Source organism: Kitasatospora sp. NPDC085464 (assembly GCF_044541955.1).
Classification (GTDB): Bacteria; Actinomycetota; Actinomycetes; order Streptomycetales; family Streptomycetaceae; genus Kitasatospora.
The window spans coordinates 103,913-117,486 of the sequence record NZ_JBITTM010000026.1 but is presented as its reverse complement, the minus strand read 5'-3'; the positions used below and the strand labels follow the sequence as shown (position 1 = coordinate 117,486).

Below are 13,574 nucleotides of genomic sequence, written 5' to 3'. Positions count from 1 at the left end.
CGTACGGCCGCTCGGTGACCGTGCGTGTGCGTGCCGTGGTGGGTGCGTCGCGCGGCGGTGCGTGCGGTGGAGCGCGTCTCCGGCGTGGCTACGATGGGTGCGCCGGACGGGCTTATCCGTCGGGCCGTCTGCCGTGTCGTGTTGCGCCAGGCGGGTATCTGGGAGATCGGAGCGGCTGGGAAGGCCATGCTCAACAAATACGCGCGTGCCTTCTTCACACGTGTTCTGACCCCGTTCGCCGCGTTCCTGATCCGGCTGGGCGTGAGCCCGGACACCGTGACGCTGGTCGGTACGGCCGGTTCGGTGACCGGTGCGCTGGTGTTCTTCCCGCGTGGGGAGTTCTTCTGGGGCACCATCACGATCACGCTGTTCATCTTCTCGGACCTGGTGGACGGCAACATGGCCCGTCAGCTGGGTCGGAGCACGAAGTGGGGGGCGTTCCTCGACTCCACGCTCGACCGGGTCGCGGACGCGGCGATCTTCGGAGGCCTGGCGATGTGGTACGCGGGCAAGGGTGACAACAACCTGCTGTGCGCCGTGGCGATCTTCTGCCTGGCGAGCGGCCTGGTGGTGTCGTACACGAAGGCGCGGGCGGAGAGCCAGGGCCTGCCGTGTGACGTGTCGGGGCTGGTGGAGCGGGCCGAGCGGCTGGTGGCCAGCCTGGTGGCGGCCGGCATCGCGGGCCTGCACGAGTTCGGTGTGCCGTACGTGGAGTGGCTGCTGCCGGTGGCGCTGTGGCTGGTGGCGGCGGGCAGTCTGGTGACGGTGTTCCAGCGGATGCTGACCGTGCGCCGGGAGGCGTTCGAGGCCGACCGAGCGGCGGCCGGGAGCTGATGGGGGGCGTCCTGCGGTGACGGACCGACTGGTGTACTGGGCGTACGCGCTGGGCTGGGGGCTGCTGAAGCACCTGCCGGAGCGGGTGGCGCGCGGGCTGTTCGAGCGGCTGGCGGACTACGCCTGGCGCAAGCGCGGCAAGCGGGTGTTGCAGCTGGAGGCGAACCTCCGGCGGGTCCGTCCGGAGCTGGACGAGGCCGCGGTGCGGTCGCTGTCGCGGGCCGGGATGCGCTCGTACCTGCGGTACTGGATGGAGTCGTTCCGGCTGCCGGTGTGGAGCCCGGAGCGGGTGGCCCGGGACGTGCAGGTCGAGGGCTTCGAGCACCTGCGGGAGGCGATGGAGTCCGGTCGGGGCGCGGTGATAGCGCTGCCGCACATGGGCAACTGGGACCTGGCGGGCACCTGGGTCGCGCAGCAGGGCTACCCGTTCACGACGGTCGCGGAGCGGTTGAAGCCGGAGCGGCTGTTCGACCGGTTCGTCGAGTTCCGGGAGGGCCAGGGCATGGAGGTCCTGGCGCTGACCGGCGGTTCGGTGAACGTGATCGGCACGCTGGCGCGGCGGCTGCGCGAGGGCCGGCTGGTGTGCCTGGTGGGGGACCGGGACCTGTCGGATGCGGGCATCGAGGTGTCGTTCTTCGGCGAGGCGACCCGGATGCCGGCCGGTCCGGCGGCGCTCTGCCAGCGGACCGGGGCGGCGCTGCTGCCGGTGACGCTCTGGTACGACGGTCCGCTGCTGCGGGCGCGGATCCACCCCGAGGTGACGGTCCCCGAGGGGGACGACCGCAAGGAGCGGACGCGGGCGATGACCCAGGCGATGGCGGCCGTGTGGGAGCGGGGCGTCCGCGAGTACCCGCAGGACTGGCACATGCTGCAGAAGTTCTGGCTGGCCGACCTGCCGGTCCGTGAGACGGTGAAGGAGTCCTCCGCGGTGCGCGCGGAGGCGGCACCCGCGGCCGAGGCCCCCGAGCCCGCGGCCGAGGCCTCCGGGTCCTGAGCCCGGCCCGTACGACTGTCCGAAGGAGCTTGAGGAACCCGTGAAGATCGGCATCGTCTGCCCGTACGACTGGGACGTCCCCGGCGGGGTGCAGTTCCACATCCGGGACCTGGCCGAGCACCTGATCCGTCTGGGGCACGAGGTCTCGGTGCTGGCGCCGGCCGAGGACGACGAGGCGCTGCCGCCGTACGTGGTCTCGGCCGGGCGGGCGGTGGCGGTGCCGTACAACGGGTCGGTGGCGCGGCTGAGCTTCGGCATCCTGTCGGCGGCGCGGGTGCGGCGGTGGCTGCACGACGGTCGCTTCGACATCCTGCACGTGCACGAGCCGGCCTCGCCGAGCCTGTCGATGCTGGCGGCCTGGTCGGCGACCGGGCCGATGGTCGGGACCTTCCACACCTCGAACCCGCGCTCGCGGGCGATGATCGCGGCCTCGCCGATCCTGCAGCCGGGCCTGGAGAAGATGCGGGCCCGGATCGCGGTGTCGGAGTACGCCCGGCGGACCCTGGTCGAGCACCTGGGCGGGGACGCGGTGGTGATCCCGAACGGCGTGGACGTGGGCTTCTTCGCGGACGCCGAGGCGGACGAGCGCTGGATGGGCCACGCGGCGAAGGGGGAGCCGGGCACGATCGGCTTCATCGGCCGGATCAACGAGCCGCGCAAGGGCCTGCCGACGCTGCTGGCGGCGCTGCCGCGGATCCTGGCGGAGCGGCCGGGGGTGCGGCTGCTGGTGGCGGGCAAGGGCGACGAGGACGACGCCGTCGCCGGCCTGGCGCCCGAGGTGCGCCGGCAGGTGGAGTTCCTCGGCATGGTGAGCGACGAGGAGAAGGCCCGGCTGCTGCGCAGCGTGGACCTGTACGTGGCGCCGAACACCGGTGGCGAGAGCTTCGGGATCATCCTGGTCGAGGCGATGTCGGCGGGTGCGCCGGTGCTGGCGAGCGACCTGGACGCGTTCAAGCAGGTACTGGACGGCGGGGACGCCGGCGAGCTGTTCCCGGTGGAGGACGCGGACGCGCTGGCCCGTACGGCGCTGCGGCTGCTGGGCGATCCGGCCCGGCTGGAGGAGTTGCGGAAGGCCGCTTCGCGGCACGTGCGGCGCTTCGACTGGTCGACCGTGGGCGCGGACATCCTGGCGGTGTACGAGACGGTGACGGCGGGGGCCGCGGCGGTGGTCGAGGAGGACGAGCGCAGCGGGCGGCGCGGCCGGTTCGGGCTGGCCAGGGACTGATCGGGGCCGGCCCCGCGCCGCGGCGGGGCCGTGGTCGGCCCGGCCGTTGGTGGGGTTAGGGTCGGGCGACCGTACCGCTTCACCGCATGGGGGAAACCGATGCCGCAGATTTCCGTGGAATACTCGGCCGGCCTGGCCGGCACCTTCGACCGCCGTGGGCTGGGCCTGGCGATCAACCGGCTGACGGAGCGGACGATCGACGCCAAGCCGGAGTCCTGCAAGACGGTGTTCCGGCAGAGCGAGGAGCTGGTGGTCGGCACCAGTGGGGTGACGGGGGACGTCCAGGTGTTCGTGGAGTTCCAGATCTTCCCGGGGCGGACGCCGGAGGCGAAGGCGGCACTGAGCGAGGGCGTGTTGGAGCTGGTGGCCCGGTTCGTGCGGCCGCGGCCCGGGAGCCGGCTGTTCACCGCGGTGAACATCGCCGACATCGATCGGGAGTGCTACCGCAACGTCGTCGCGGTCGGCTGACGCCGGTCGGGCCGGCCGGTGACACCCGGTAACGTAGCGGCCCGTGACTACCTGGATCTGGGCCGGCGTGGCCGTGGTGCTCTTCGGCATGTACCTGAGTTGGACGGCCGGCCGGTTGGACCGGCTGCACGCCCGGATCGACGCCGCGCGGGCGGCGCTGGACGCGCAGCTGGTCCGCCGGGCCTCGGTGGCGATGGAGCTGGCGACGTCCTCGCTGCTGGACCCGGCGGCCTCGCTGCTGCTGCTGGACGCGGCGCACGCGGCCCGGCAGGCCGACGACGAGCAGCGCGAGGTGGCGGAGAGTCAGTTGAGCCTGGCGCTGCGGGCGGTGCTGGAGGAGCCGGAGCAGGTGGCGGCGCTGGTGGCCGAGCCGGGTGGCGAGGACGCCGTTCGTGATCTGACGGCCGCGGTGCGGCGGGTGCCGATGGCCCGTCGGTTCCACAACGACGCGGTGCGGGCGGCGCGTGCGGTGCGTGAGCACCGGTTGGTGCGGTACTTCCGGCTGGCGGGCAAGGCGCCCTTCCCGATGGCCTTCGAGATGGACGACGCTCCGCCGCCCGCCCTCACGCCCGAGGGGGCGCCTGCTTAGGGTGTCCTCGGATACGGCCCGATTGTCGTATCCCGTCGTCCCGGCTGGACTGGGTGGCACATGGAGGCGTCACCCGGTCCGCCTACCATAGGGCGATAGCACTGGTTCATCTTCGAGTGAGGTCTCACGTGTCCACCACCCCCACCACCGCAGACCAGCCGCAGATCGGCACCGCCCGGGTCAAGCGGGGCATGGCCGAGCAGCTCAAGGGCGGTGTGATCATGGACGTGGTCAACGCCGAGCAGGCCAAGATCGCCGAGGACGCCGGCGCGGTGGCCGTCATGGCGCTGGAGCGGGTTCCGGCGGACATCCGCAAGGACGGCGGCGTGGCCCGCATGTCCGACCCGAACATGATCGAGGAGATCATCGAGGCGGTCTCCATCCCGGTGATGGCCAAGTCCCGCATCGGGCACTTCGTCGAGGCCCAGGTCCTGCAGTCCCTGGGTGTCGACTACATCGACGAGTCCGAGGTCCTGACCCCGGCCGACGAGATCAACCACTCGGACAAGTGGGCGTTCACCACCCCCTTCGTCTGCGGTGCGACCAACCTGGGCGAGGCCCTGCGCCGCATCGCCGAGGGCGCGGCCATGATCCGCTCGAAGGGCGAGGCCGGCACCGGCAACGTCGTCGAGGCCGTCCGCCACCTGCGCCAGATCAAGAACGAGATCGGCCAGCTGCGCGCCCTGGACCACAACGAGCTGTACGCCGCCGCCAAGGAGCTGCGCGCCCCGTACGAGCTGGTCAAGGAGGTCGCCGAGCTCGGCAAGCTGCCGGTCGTGCTGTTCTCCGCCGGTGGCGTGGCCACCCCGGCCGACGCCGCGCTGATGCGCCAGCTGGGCGCCGAGGGCGTCTTCGTCGGCTCCGGCATCTTCAAGTCGGGCGACCCGGCCAAGCGTGCCGCCGCCATCGTGAAGGCCACCACCTTCTTCGACGACCCGAAGATCATCGCGGACGCCTCCCGCAACCTGGGCGAGGCCATGGTCGGCATCAACTGCGACACCCTGCCGGAGACCGAGCGCTACGCCAACCGCGGCTGGTAGTCGCCCCGCAGGTTCCGAGGGCCCGGGCCCGCCGCAGCGCTTCGGCGCCGCGGCGGGCCGCGCCACGTCATTCCGTAGCAACGATCGATTGAGGTTGAAGACCGTGAGCACTCCAGTCATCGGCGTCCTCGCCCTGCAGGGCGACGTCCGCGAGCACCTGGTCGCGCTGGCCGAGGCCGACGCGCTCGCCCGTCCGGTGCGCCGTGCCGAGGAGCTGGCCGAGGTCGACGCGCTGGTGATCCCCGGCGGGGAGTCCACCACCATGTCCAAGCTGGCGCTGCTGTTCGGCGTGATGGACCCGGTGCGCGAGCGGGTGGCCGCCGGGATGCCGGTGTACGGCACCTGCGCGGGCATGATCATGCTGGCGGACAAGATCCTGGACGGCCGCGAGGACCAGGAGACCGTCGGCGGCATCGACATGACGGTGCGCCGCAACGCCTTCGGCCGCCAGAACGAGTCCTTCGAGTCCGGGATCGCCTTCAAGGGCCTGGACGACGCGCCGGTGCACGGCGTCTTCATCCGCGCCCCCTGGGTCGAGGCGGTCGGCGCGGGCGTCGAGGTGCTGGCCGAACTGCCCGCCGCGGACGGCCCGGACAGCCGGATCGTGGCCGTGCGCCAGGGCAACCTGCTGGCCACGTCGTTCCACCCGGAGCTGACCGGAGACCACCGGGTGCACGCGTACTTCGTGAAGATGGTCGAGGAGCACCTCGCGGCCGCCGCGGGCTGAGCGCTCACCGGGAGCGTGTCGGCCGCGCACGGACCGTGTGCGCCTCACCGGTGACGACACCGGTAAGATCTCATCTGTTTCATTTCCATTTGGCGACGTAAAGGAGCTGGCGATGTCCGGCCACTCTAAGTGGGCTACCACCAAGCACAAGAAGGCCGTGATCGACGCCAAGCGCGGCAAGCTCTTCGCCAAGATGATCAAGAACATCGAGGTGGCGGCGCGCACCGGCGGTCCCGACCCGGCGGGCAACCCGACCCTCTACGACGCCATCCAGAAGGCGAAGAAGAGCTCGGTCCCGATCGACAACATCAACCGCGCCGTCAAGCGCGGTGGCGGTCTGGAGGCCGGCGGCGCCGACTACCAGACCATCATGTACGAGGGCTACGGCCCGAACGGTGTCGCCGTCCTGATCGAGTGCCTCACCGACAACCGCAACCGCGCCGCCTCCGACGTGCGCGTGGCGATGACCCGCAACGGCGGCTCGATGGCCGACCCGGGCTCGGTGTCGTACCTGTTCACCCGCAAGGGTGTCGTCATCGTCCCCAAGGCCGACGGCGTGGACGAGGACAAGCTCTTCGAGGTCGTCCTCGACCAGGAGCCCGAGGAGATCAACGACCTCGGCGACTCGTTCGAGATCGTCTCCGAGGCCTCCAAGATGGTCGCCGTGCGCACCGCGCTGGTGGACGCCGGCGTCGACTACGACTCGGCCGAGGCCAACTTCCTCCCGAGCATGCAGGTCGAGCTGGACGTCGACGGCGCCCGCAAGATCCTCAAGCTGATCGACGCGCTGGAGGACAGCGACGACGTGCAGAACGTCTTCGCCAACTTCGACATCTCCGACGAGGTCGGTGCGGAGCTCGACGCCGAGTGACACGGCGTCGCCCGATCGACGGCGAGTGATCGTTCTCACTGCCCGGCCCGGTGGTCCCAGGACCGCCGGGCCGGTGTCGTCGGCGGGGTTGTCGGACCCGGACGGTAGCCTTCGCAGGTCGAGGACGGGAGGCGGGGCCGGTGGTGCGGGTACTGGGTGTGGACCCGGGGCTGACCAGGTGCGGGGTCGGCGTGGTCGAGGGTGCGCCGGGCCGGCCGCTGCGGATGGCCGGGGTCGGGGTGGTGCGCACCCCCGCCGAGGCCGAGATCGGGCAGCGGCTGCTCCTGGTCGAGGAGGGCATCGAGGCCTGGCTGGACGAGCACCGGCCCGACCTGGTCGCCGTCGAGCGGGTCTTCGCCCAGCACAACGTGCGCACCGTGATGGGAACGGCCCAGGCCAGCGCGGTCGCCATGCTCTGCGCGACGCGCCGCGGCATACCCGTCACCCTGCACACCCCCAGCGAGGTCAAGGCGGCCGTCACCGGCTCCGGCCGGGCCGACAAGGCCCAGGTCACGGCCATGGTGCAGCGCCTGCTGCGGCTGGACGCCCCGCCCAAGCCCGCGGACGCCGCCGACGCGCTGGCGCTCGCCATCTGCCACATCTGGCGGGGCGGCGCGACCAACCGCCTGGAGGCCGCCGTCCGGGCCGCCCGCGCCACGACCCGCTCCACTCCTCTGAAAGGCAGCATCCGGTGATCGCCTTCGTGCAAGGGCCCGTGGCGGCCATCTCCTCCGGTCTCGCGGTGGTCGAGGTCGGCGGGGTGGGCATGGCGGTGCAGTGCACGCCGAACACCCTGGCCGGTCTGCGACTGGGCGAGCCGGCCCGGCTGGCGACCTCGCTGGTGGTCCGGGAGGACTCGCTGACCCTGTTCGGCTTCGCGGACGACGACGAGCGGGCGGTCTTCGAGATCCTCCAGGCCGCGCCGGGCGTCGGCCCCAAGCTGGCGCAGGCGATCCTCGGCGTGCACAGCCCCGACGCGCTGCGGGTCGCGATCGCGAACGGCGACGAGAAGGCGCTGGTCGCCGTCCCGGGCATCGGCAAGGCGAAGGCCGCCAAGCTGATGCTGGAGTACAAGGACAAACTGGGCGCCCCGCACGGCGCGGTGCCCGCGCAGAAGCCGATCGCGGCCGGCCCGGCGCCGTGGAGCGAGCAGCTGCACTCCGCGCTGACCGGCCTCGGCTACGCCCCGCGCGAGGCGGACGAGGCGGTCGCGGCCGTCGCCCCGGAGGCCGAGGCGCAGCAGACGCCGGATGTCGGCGCCCTGCTCCGGCTCGCGCTGCGCGGCCTCAACCGCGCCCGCTGAGTCCGTCTGACGATCTGTCCCTTTGTCGACCTCGGAATACCTGGAGCCCGTGACGATGTACGACTCGGAACCCGCCGACCGGCTGGTCACGGCCGCCGCCGACGGTGAGGACCAGGCGGTGGAGGCGGCGCTGCGCCCCAAGCTGCTGGACGAGTTCATCGGCCAGGAGCGGGTGCGCGAGCAGCTGTCCCTGGTGCTCCAGGCCGCCCGCAAGCGCGGCAGCGCGCCCGACCACGTGCTGCTGAGCGGTCCGCCCGGGCTGGGCAAGACCACCCTGTCCATGATCATCGCGGCCGAGCTGGGCGCCCCGATCCGGATCACCTCCGGCCCGGCCATCCAGCACGCGGGGGACCTCGCGGCGATCCTCTCCTCGCTCACCGAGGGGGAGGTGCTCTTCCTCGACGAGATCCACCGGATGTCCCGGCCGGCCGAGGAGATGCTCTACATGGCGATGGAGGACTACCGGGTCGACGTGATCGTCGGCAAGGGCCCGGGCGCCACCGCCATCCCGCTGGAGCTGCCGCCCTTCACGCTGGTCGGTGCCACCACCCGGGCCGGACTGCTGCCGCCGCCGCTGCGCGACCGCTTCGGCTTCACCGGCCACATGGAGTTCTACGCCCCGGCCGAGCTGCAGCGGGTGGTGCACCGGTCGGCCACGCTGCTGGACGTGGAGATAGACCCGGCCGGCGCCGCCGAGATCGCCGGGCGCTCGCGCGGCACCCCGCGCATCGCCAACCGGCTGCTGCGGCGGGTGCGCGACTACGCGCAGGTCCGGCACGACGGGGTGGTCACCGCGGGGATCGCCGCTCAGGCGCTGGACGTCTACGAGGTGGACGCCCGTGGCCTGGACCGGCTGGACCGCGCGGTGCTGGACGCGCTGCTGCGGCTGTTCGGCGGCGGTCCGGTCGGTTTGTCGACACTCGCGGTCGCGGTGGGCGAGGAGTCGGAGACGGTCGAGGAGGTCGCCGAGCCGTTCCTGGTCCGCGAGGGCCTGCTCGCCCGGACCCCGCGCGGGCGGATCGCCACCGCCGCGGCCTGGCAGCACCTCGGTCTGACCCCGCCGGTTCAGACCACTCGCGGCGGTGTCCCGCCCCAGTCGGAGCTGTTCCCGGCCGACGGGAGTTGACCGTCATCGGCTGAACGGGTGAGCCGGGGCGGTGCGTTCCCGGCGGGTGCGGCCGGGACGCGGCAAGGGGGAGCCCGGAACGGGGTCCGCGGAAACTGTGCAGGCGGAGGGTCGCCACTTTCGGCGGCAGGATGCGATGCTTGGCGTTGTCCGATCGATTCGGGGTTGCATAGACTCCGCCGGACCGCCCCTCTCACCCGACGGGCCGATCCATTACCACACAGGCCGCCGGCCGGCGGCCCGTAAAGGACCCTGGCTGCAGTGAACCTCATCATCCTTCTCCTCCCGATCATCGCGATCGTGCTCATGTTCCGGTCGCAGAAGAAGCGCCAGCAGCAGCAGCAGCAGATGCAGACCGCTCTGGAGCCCGGGGCGGGTGTTCGCACCATCGGCGGTCTGTACGCCCAGGTGAAGGCGGTCAACGAGGAGACCGTCGAGCTGGAGATCGCGCCCGGCGTGTTCACCCACTTCACCAAGAGCGCGATCGCGGCCGTCCTGGACCCCCAGGAGTACGACGCGATCATCAACGGCCGCCCCGCCGACGACGAGCTCGCCGAGCCGGAGGCCGAGGACGCCGACGCCGAGCCGGTCGAGGACAAGCCGCTGTCGCTCACCAAGGACGGCGACGAGAAGAGCGACGTCGAGGGCGGGGCTCCCGCGAGCAAGTAGTACGGCCGGGCAACCCGCCCGGTCGCGCGGCGCAGTGCCGCGAGCCCACAGGACCTCAGGGCCGCAGAACCACCCGGACCCCTGTCCAGCCACGAGCCGGACGGGGGTCCGGTCGGGGAGGTGGCATGGACAGGGAGAAACGAGCAAGGTGGCAACACCCAAGTCGCGCCCGCGCGACGGCTACCCAGGGCGGGCGCTGGCCCTCATCCTGGTCGTCACCGTCGGACTGGTCGCCCTCATGTTCGGGACGGGCAACACGAAGCCCCGGCTCGGGATCGACCTCGCAGGCGGCACCAGCATCACGCTGACCGCGAAGTCGACCGACCCCAAGGCGATCAGCAAGTCCAACATGGACATCGCCACCGGGATCATCGAGCGCCGTGTCAACGGAATGGGTGTCTCCGAGGCGGAGGTCCAGACCCAGGGCGACAACACGATCATCGTGAACATCCCCAAGGGCGGCGACCGGCAGAACGCGGCGGACCAGGTCGGTACCACCGCCAAGCTGTTCTTCCGCCCGGTCCTGGCCGTGGCCCCCAGCGGCGTCACCGCTCCGGCCCCCACCGGCACCCCGTCCGCCCCCGCCACCGGCACCCCGGCCGCGACCCCGTCGGCCACCGCGCCCGCCGCGACCGGCACGCCGTCCGCGGGCGCGAGCGCCACCAAGCAGGGCCGCACCGTCGGTGAGGCGCTGGCCGCCGAGGGCACCACCCCGTCGCCCGCCGCCACCGGCGCGAGCGCGGCCCCGTCCGCCGCCGCCACCGGCAGCGCCGCTCCCAGCGCCGCCGCGGCCCCGAGCGCCGCCGCGACCCCGCCGAGCGCCGCCGACCTGAGCGCCGCGATGACGCAGGGCACCGTTCCGCCGGAGCTGTCCGCCGCGTTCGCCGCCCTCGACTGCTCCAAGCCCGAGGTCCGCAGCGCCCAGACCGGCCCCGAGGACAAGGCCGTCGTCGCCTGCTCCCAGAAGGCCGAGAACGGCTACTACGAGAAGCTGGCGCTCGGCCCCGTGGCCGTGAAGGGCTCGGACGTCTCCAAGGCCCAGCCCTCGCTCGACACCCAGACCGGCGCCGGATGGCAGGTCCAGCTGCAGTTCAACGGCACCGGCACCGACGCCTTCGCCAAGATCACCGGCCAGCTGGCCACCCAGGCCCCGCCGACCAACCAGTTCGCGATCGTGCTGGACAACCAGGTCGTCTCGCACCCGCAGGTCAACGGCCCGATCTCGGGCGGCAGCGCGGTCATCACCGGTCGCTTCACCCAGACCGAGGCGCAGGACCTGTCCAACGTGCTGGGCTACGGCGCCCTGCCGCTGGAGTTCGCCAAGAGCGACATCACCACCGTCTCCCCGGCGCTCGGCAGCGACCAGCTCAAGGCCGGCCTGGTCGCCGGTGCGATCGGCATGCTGCTGGTGGTCGCCTACTCGCTGGTCTACTACCGCGGCCTCGGCCTGGTCTCGATCGCCGGTCTGCTCGTCTCGGCGGCCCTGACCTACTCGATCATGAGCCTGCTCGGCGGCGGGATCGGCTTCGCGCTGAACCTGCCCGCGGTCTGCGGTGCGATCGTCGCGATCGGTATCACCGCCGACTCCTTCATCGTGTACTTCGAGCGCATCCGCGACGAGGTCCGCGAGGGCGCCCCGCTGCGCCCGGCGGTCCAGCGGGCCTGGCCGCGCGCCCGGCGCACGATCCTGGTCTCGGACTTCGTGTCCTTCCTCTGTGCCGCCGTGCTCTACGTGGTCTCGGTCGGCAAGGTCCAGGGCTTCGCGTTCACCCTCGGTCTGACCACCGCGCTCGACGTCGTGGTGATCTTCCTGTTCACCAAGCCGCTGATCACGTTGCTGGCCCGCCGCAAGTTCTTCCTCGACGGCCACCCGTGGTCCGGTCTGGACCCGAAGCGGCTGGGCGCCCGCCCGCCGCTGCGCAGCAGCCGTCGCCGTAGCCCCTCCTCTGCCGCCGTGAAGGAGGCCTGACACCGTGTCGCGCTTCTCCAACCTGGGCCACCGGCTCTACCAGGGCGAGGTCAGCTTCGACTTCGTCGGGCGCCGCAAGCTCTGGTACTCCATCTCCGGCGTGATCGTGCTGGTCGCGGCGATCGGTCTGGCCATGGGCCTGCACCTGGGCATCGAGTTCAAGGGCGGCTCGGTCTACACCGTGTCCAAGCCCGGCCTGACCGTCTCGCAGGCGCAGGACAAGGCCGACCAGGTCGTCTCCTCGCACCCGCTGGTGCAGTCCACCGACAACGGCAAGATCCGCATCCAGGTCAGCACCGAGGAGCCGAAGAGCTCCGACGAGGTGCGCTCGCAGCTCGCCGAGAAGATCGGCGTTCCGCTGGACACCGTCGAGGCCCAGGTGATCGGCCCCAGCTGGGGCAAGCAGATCTCCAACAAGGCCATGACGGGTCTGATCATCTTCATGATCCTGGTGACGGTCTACCTGGCGATCGCCTTCGAGTGGCGGATGGCGGTGGCCGCCCTGGTCGCCCTCATCCACGACCTCCTGATCACCGTCGGCGTCTACGCCCTGGTGGGCTTCGAGGTCACCCCCGGTACGGTGATCGGCTTCCTGACGATCCTCGGGTACTCGCTCTACGACACGGTCGTCGTCTTCGACACCGTGAAGGAGAACACCAAGGGGATCACCAAGCAGAACAAGCTCACCTACAGCGAGGCGGCCAACGCGGGCCTCAACCAGACCCTGGTCCGCTCGCTCAACACCACCGTGGTGGCGCTGCTGCCGGTCGCCGCGCTGCTGTTCATCGGTGGCGGCATCCTGGGCGCCGGCACGCTGAACGACATCTCGCTCGCGCTGTTCATCGGTCTCGCCGCCGGTGCCTACTCCTCGATCTGCGTCGCCACCCCGCTGCTGGCGCAGCTCAAGGAGGAGCAGCCGGAGATGAAGGCGCTGCGCAAGCGGGTCCTGCAGCACCGGGCCGCGGCCGGCCGGACCGAGGACGCGGTGCCCGGGGACGAGCTCGCGGACGAGGGCCAGCCTGCGGGTATGGTCGGTCAGCGTGGCCGCTCGGCCGGCACCCGTGCCAAGGGCCGTCCGTCCACCAAGCGCTGACCCGAACCACGATCCCGAGGACACCACCGTGACCACCGACACCGCACTGGCCGATCTGCTGAACAGCCGGATCCGGGACGTCCCGGACTACCCGAAGCCGGGTGTGCTGTTCAAGGACATCGCGCCGCTGCTCGCCGACGCCGAGGCCTTCGGCGCCCTCACCAGGGCGCTGGCGGACCGGGCGAAGGAGCTCGGGGCGACCAAGGTGGTGGGCCTGGAGGCCCGCGGCTTCGTGCTGGCCGCCCCGGCGGCCTTCTCGGCCGGGCTCGGCTTCGTGCCGATCCGCAAGCAGGGCAAGCTGCCCGGCGAGGTGTTCCGGCGCTCGTACGAGCTGGAGTACGGCTCGGCGACGCTGGAGGTGCAGTGCGACGCCTTCGCGCCCGGTGAGCGGGTGCTGGTGGTGGACGACGTGCTGGCCACCGGCGGGACCATCGGCGCCTCGCTGGACCTGGTCAAGGAGGCCGGCGCCGAGCTGGTGGGCGTCGTGGTGCTGATGGAGCTGGGCTTCCTGGACGGCCGCGCGCGGCTGGCCGGGCACCTGGCCGGCGCTCCGCTGGAGACGCTGGTCACGGTCTGAGGCACCCCCGCGAAGGGGCGGCAGTCGGAACATCCGACTGCCGCCCTTCCGTTTCCTGGCCCGGCCGGATGAACACCGGGGCGCCCGGC

At 71.8% G+C, this 13,574-nt stretch carries 15 protein-coding genes; all 15 read left to right on the top strand.

The genetic code is table 11. The features are described 5' to 3' along the window. The first annotated feature begins 186 nt into the window (after positions 1-186). The 15 genes from pgsA (at position 187) to ACIGG8_RS23390 (ending at position 13,485) form a co-directional block, all read left to right on the top strand. The gene (gene pgsA / locus ACIGG8_RS23460) at positions 187-834 is read left to right on the top strand and encodes a phosphatidylinositol phosphate synthase (protein ID WP_350521275.1); all 648 of its coding nucleotides are present in this window, start codon (positions 187-189) and stop codon (positions 832-834) included. Between the two features lie 16 nt (positions 835-850). Further along, complete coding sequence (locus tag ACIGG8_RS23455; RefSeq protein WP_396550453.1) at positions 851-1,828, top strand: phosphatidylinositol mannoside acyltransferase; 978 nt, start codon at positions 851-853, stop codon at positions 1,826-1,828. A 40-nt stretch (positions 1,829-1,868) separates the two neighbouring features. Beyond that, positions 1,869-3,053 carry a glycosyltransferase family 4 protein gene (locus ACIGG8_RS23450; RefSeq protein ID WP_396550451.1) on the top strand — a complete coding sequence of 395 codons (1,185 nt, stop codon included), beginning with the start codon at positions 1,869-1,871 and terminating at the stop codon, positions 3,051-3,053. Between the two features lie 99 nt (positions 3,054-3,152). After that, the gene (locus ACIGG8_RS23445) at positions 3,153-3,521 is read left to right on the top strand and encodes a 5-carboxymethyl-2-hydroxymuconate Delta-isomerase (RefSeq protein ID WP_396550449.1); all 369 of its coding nucleotides are present in this window, start codon (positions 3,153-3,155) and stop codon (positions 3,519-3,521) included. A 43-nt stretch (positions 3,522-3,564) separates the two neighbouring features. Next, the gene (locus tag ACIGG8_RS23440) at positions 3,565-4,110 is read left to right on the top strand and encodes a hypothetical protein (protein WP_257032868.1); all 546 of its coding nucleotides are present in this window, start codon (positions 3,565-3,567) and stop codon (positions 4,108-4,110) included. Between the two features lie 128 nt (positions 4,111-4,238). Continuing rightward, positions 4,239-5,150: a pyridoxal 5'-phosphate synthase lyase subunit PdxS gene (pdxS, locus tag ACIGG8_RS23435; protein ID WP_350521271.1), complete on the top strand. Its 912-nt coding sequence runs from the start codon at positions 4,239-4,241 to the stop codon at positions 5,148-5,150. A 103-nt stretch (positions 5,151-5,253) separates the two neighbouring features. Then, positions 5,254-5,877 (top strand): pyridoxal 5'-phosphate synthase glutaminase subunit PdxT, encoded by a 624-nt coding sequence (gene pdxT / locus ACIGG8_RS23430; RefSeq protein WP_350521270.1) that lies wholly within the window; start codon positions 5,254-5,256, stop codon positions 5,875-5,877. Between the two features lie 112 nt (positions 5,878-5,989). Beyond that, complete coding sequence (locus ACIGG8_RS23425; RefSeq protein WP_350521269.1) at positions 5,990-6,748, top strand: YebC/PmpR family DNA-binding transcriptional regulator; 759 nt, start codon at positions 5,990-5,992, stop codon at positions 6,746-6,748. A 143-nt stretch (positions 6,749-6,891) separates the two neighbouring features. Next, complete coding sequence (gene ruvC, locus ACIGG8_RS23420) at positions 6,892-7,443, top strand: crossover junction endodeoxyribonuclease RuvC (protein ID WP_350521306.1); 552 nt, start codon at positions 6,892-6,894, stop codon at positions 7,441-7,443. Further along, positions 7,440-8,051 (top strand): Holliday junction branch migration protein RuvA, encoded by a 612-nt coding sequence (gene ruvA, locus ACIGG8_RS23415; RefSeq protein WP_396550446.1) that lies wholly within the window; start codon positions 7,440-7,442, stop codon positions 8,049-8,051. Before ruvC ends, ruvA begins: the two co-directional genes overlap by 4 nt. 55 nt (positions 8,052-8,106) lie before the next feature. Further along, positions 8,107-9,177, top strand: a complete 1,071-nt coding sequence (gene ruvB, locus ACIGG8_RS23410; RefSeq protein WP_350521305.1) for a Holliday junction branch migration DNA helicase RuvB — start codon at positions 8,107-8,109, stop codon at positions 9,175-9,177. 261 nt (positions 9,178-9,438) lie between these two features. Further along, complete coding sequence (yajC, locus tag ACIGG8_RS23405; protein WP_350521267.1) at positions 9,439-9,846, top strand: preprotein translocase subunit YajC; 408 nt, start codon at positions 9,439-9,441, stop codon at positions 9,844-9,846. A gap of 148 nt (positions 9,847-9,994) precedes the next feature. Next, complete coding sequence (gene secD / locus ACIGG8_RS23400; protein ID WP_396550443.1) at positions 9,995-11,815, top strand: protein translocase subunit SecD; 1,821 nt, start codon at positions 9,995-9,997, stop codon at positions 11,813-11,815. Positions 11,816-11,819: 4 nt separating this feature from the next. Then, positions 11,820-12,908 carry a protein translocase subunit SecF gene (gene secF / locus ACIGG8_RS23395; protein ID WP_396550442.1) on the top strand — a complete coding sequence of 363 codons (1,089 nt, stop codon included), beginning with the start codon at positions 11,820-11,822 and terminating at the stop codon, positions 12,906-12,908. A 28-nt stretch (positions 12,909-12,936) separates the two neighbouring features. Further along, positions 12,937-13,485 carry an adenine phosphoribosyltransferase gene (locus tag ACIGG8_RS23390; RefSeq protein ID WP_396550440.1) on the top strand — a complete coding sequence of 183 codons (549 nt, stop codon included), beginning with the start codon at positions 12,937-12,939 and terminating at the stop codon, positions 13,483-13,485. Positions 13,486-13,574: the final 89 nt, after the last annotated feature.

Coding starts and splice junctions, on each gene's coding strand:
- ruvB (WP_350521305.1), top strand. CDS start 8,107: ATGTACGACTCGGAACCCGCCGACCGGCTGGTCACGGCCGCCGCCGAC.
- ACIGG8_RS23425 (WP_350521269.1), top strand. CDS start 5,990: ATGTCCGGCCACTCTAAGTGGGCTACCACCAAGCACAAGAAGGCCGTG.
- pgsA (WP_350521275.1), top strand. CDS start 187: ATGCTCAACAAATACGCGCGTGCCTTCTTCACACGTGTTCTGACCCCG.
- ACIGG8_RS23445 (WP_396550449.1), top strand. CDS start 3,153: ATGCCGCAGATTTCCGTGGAATACTCGGCCGGCCTGGCCGGCACCTTC.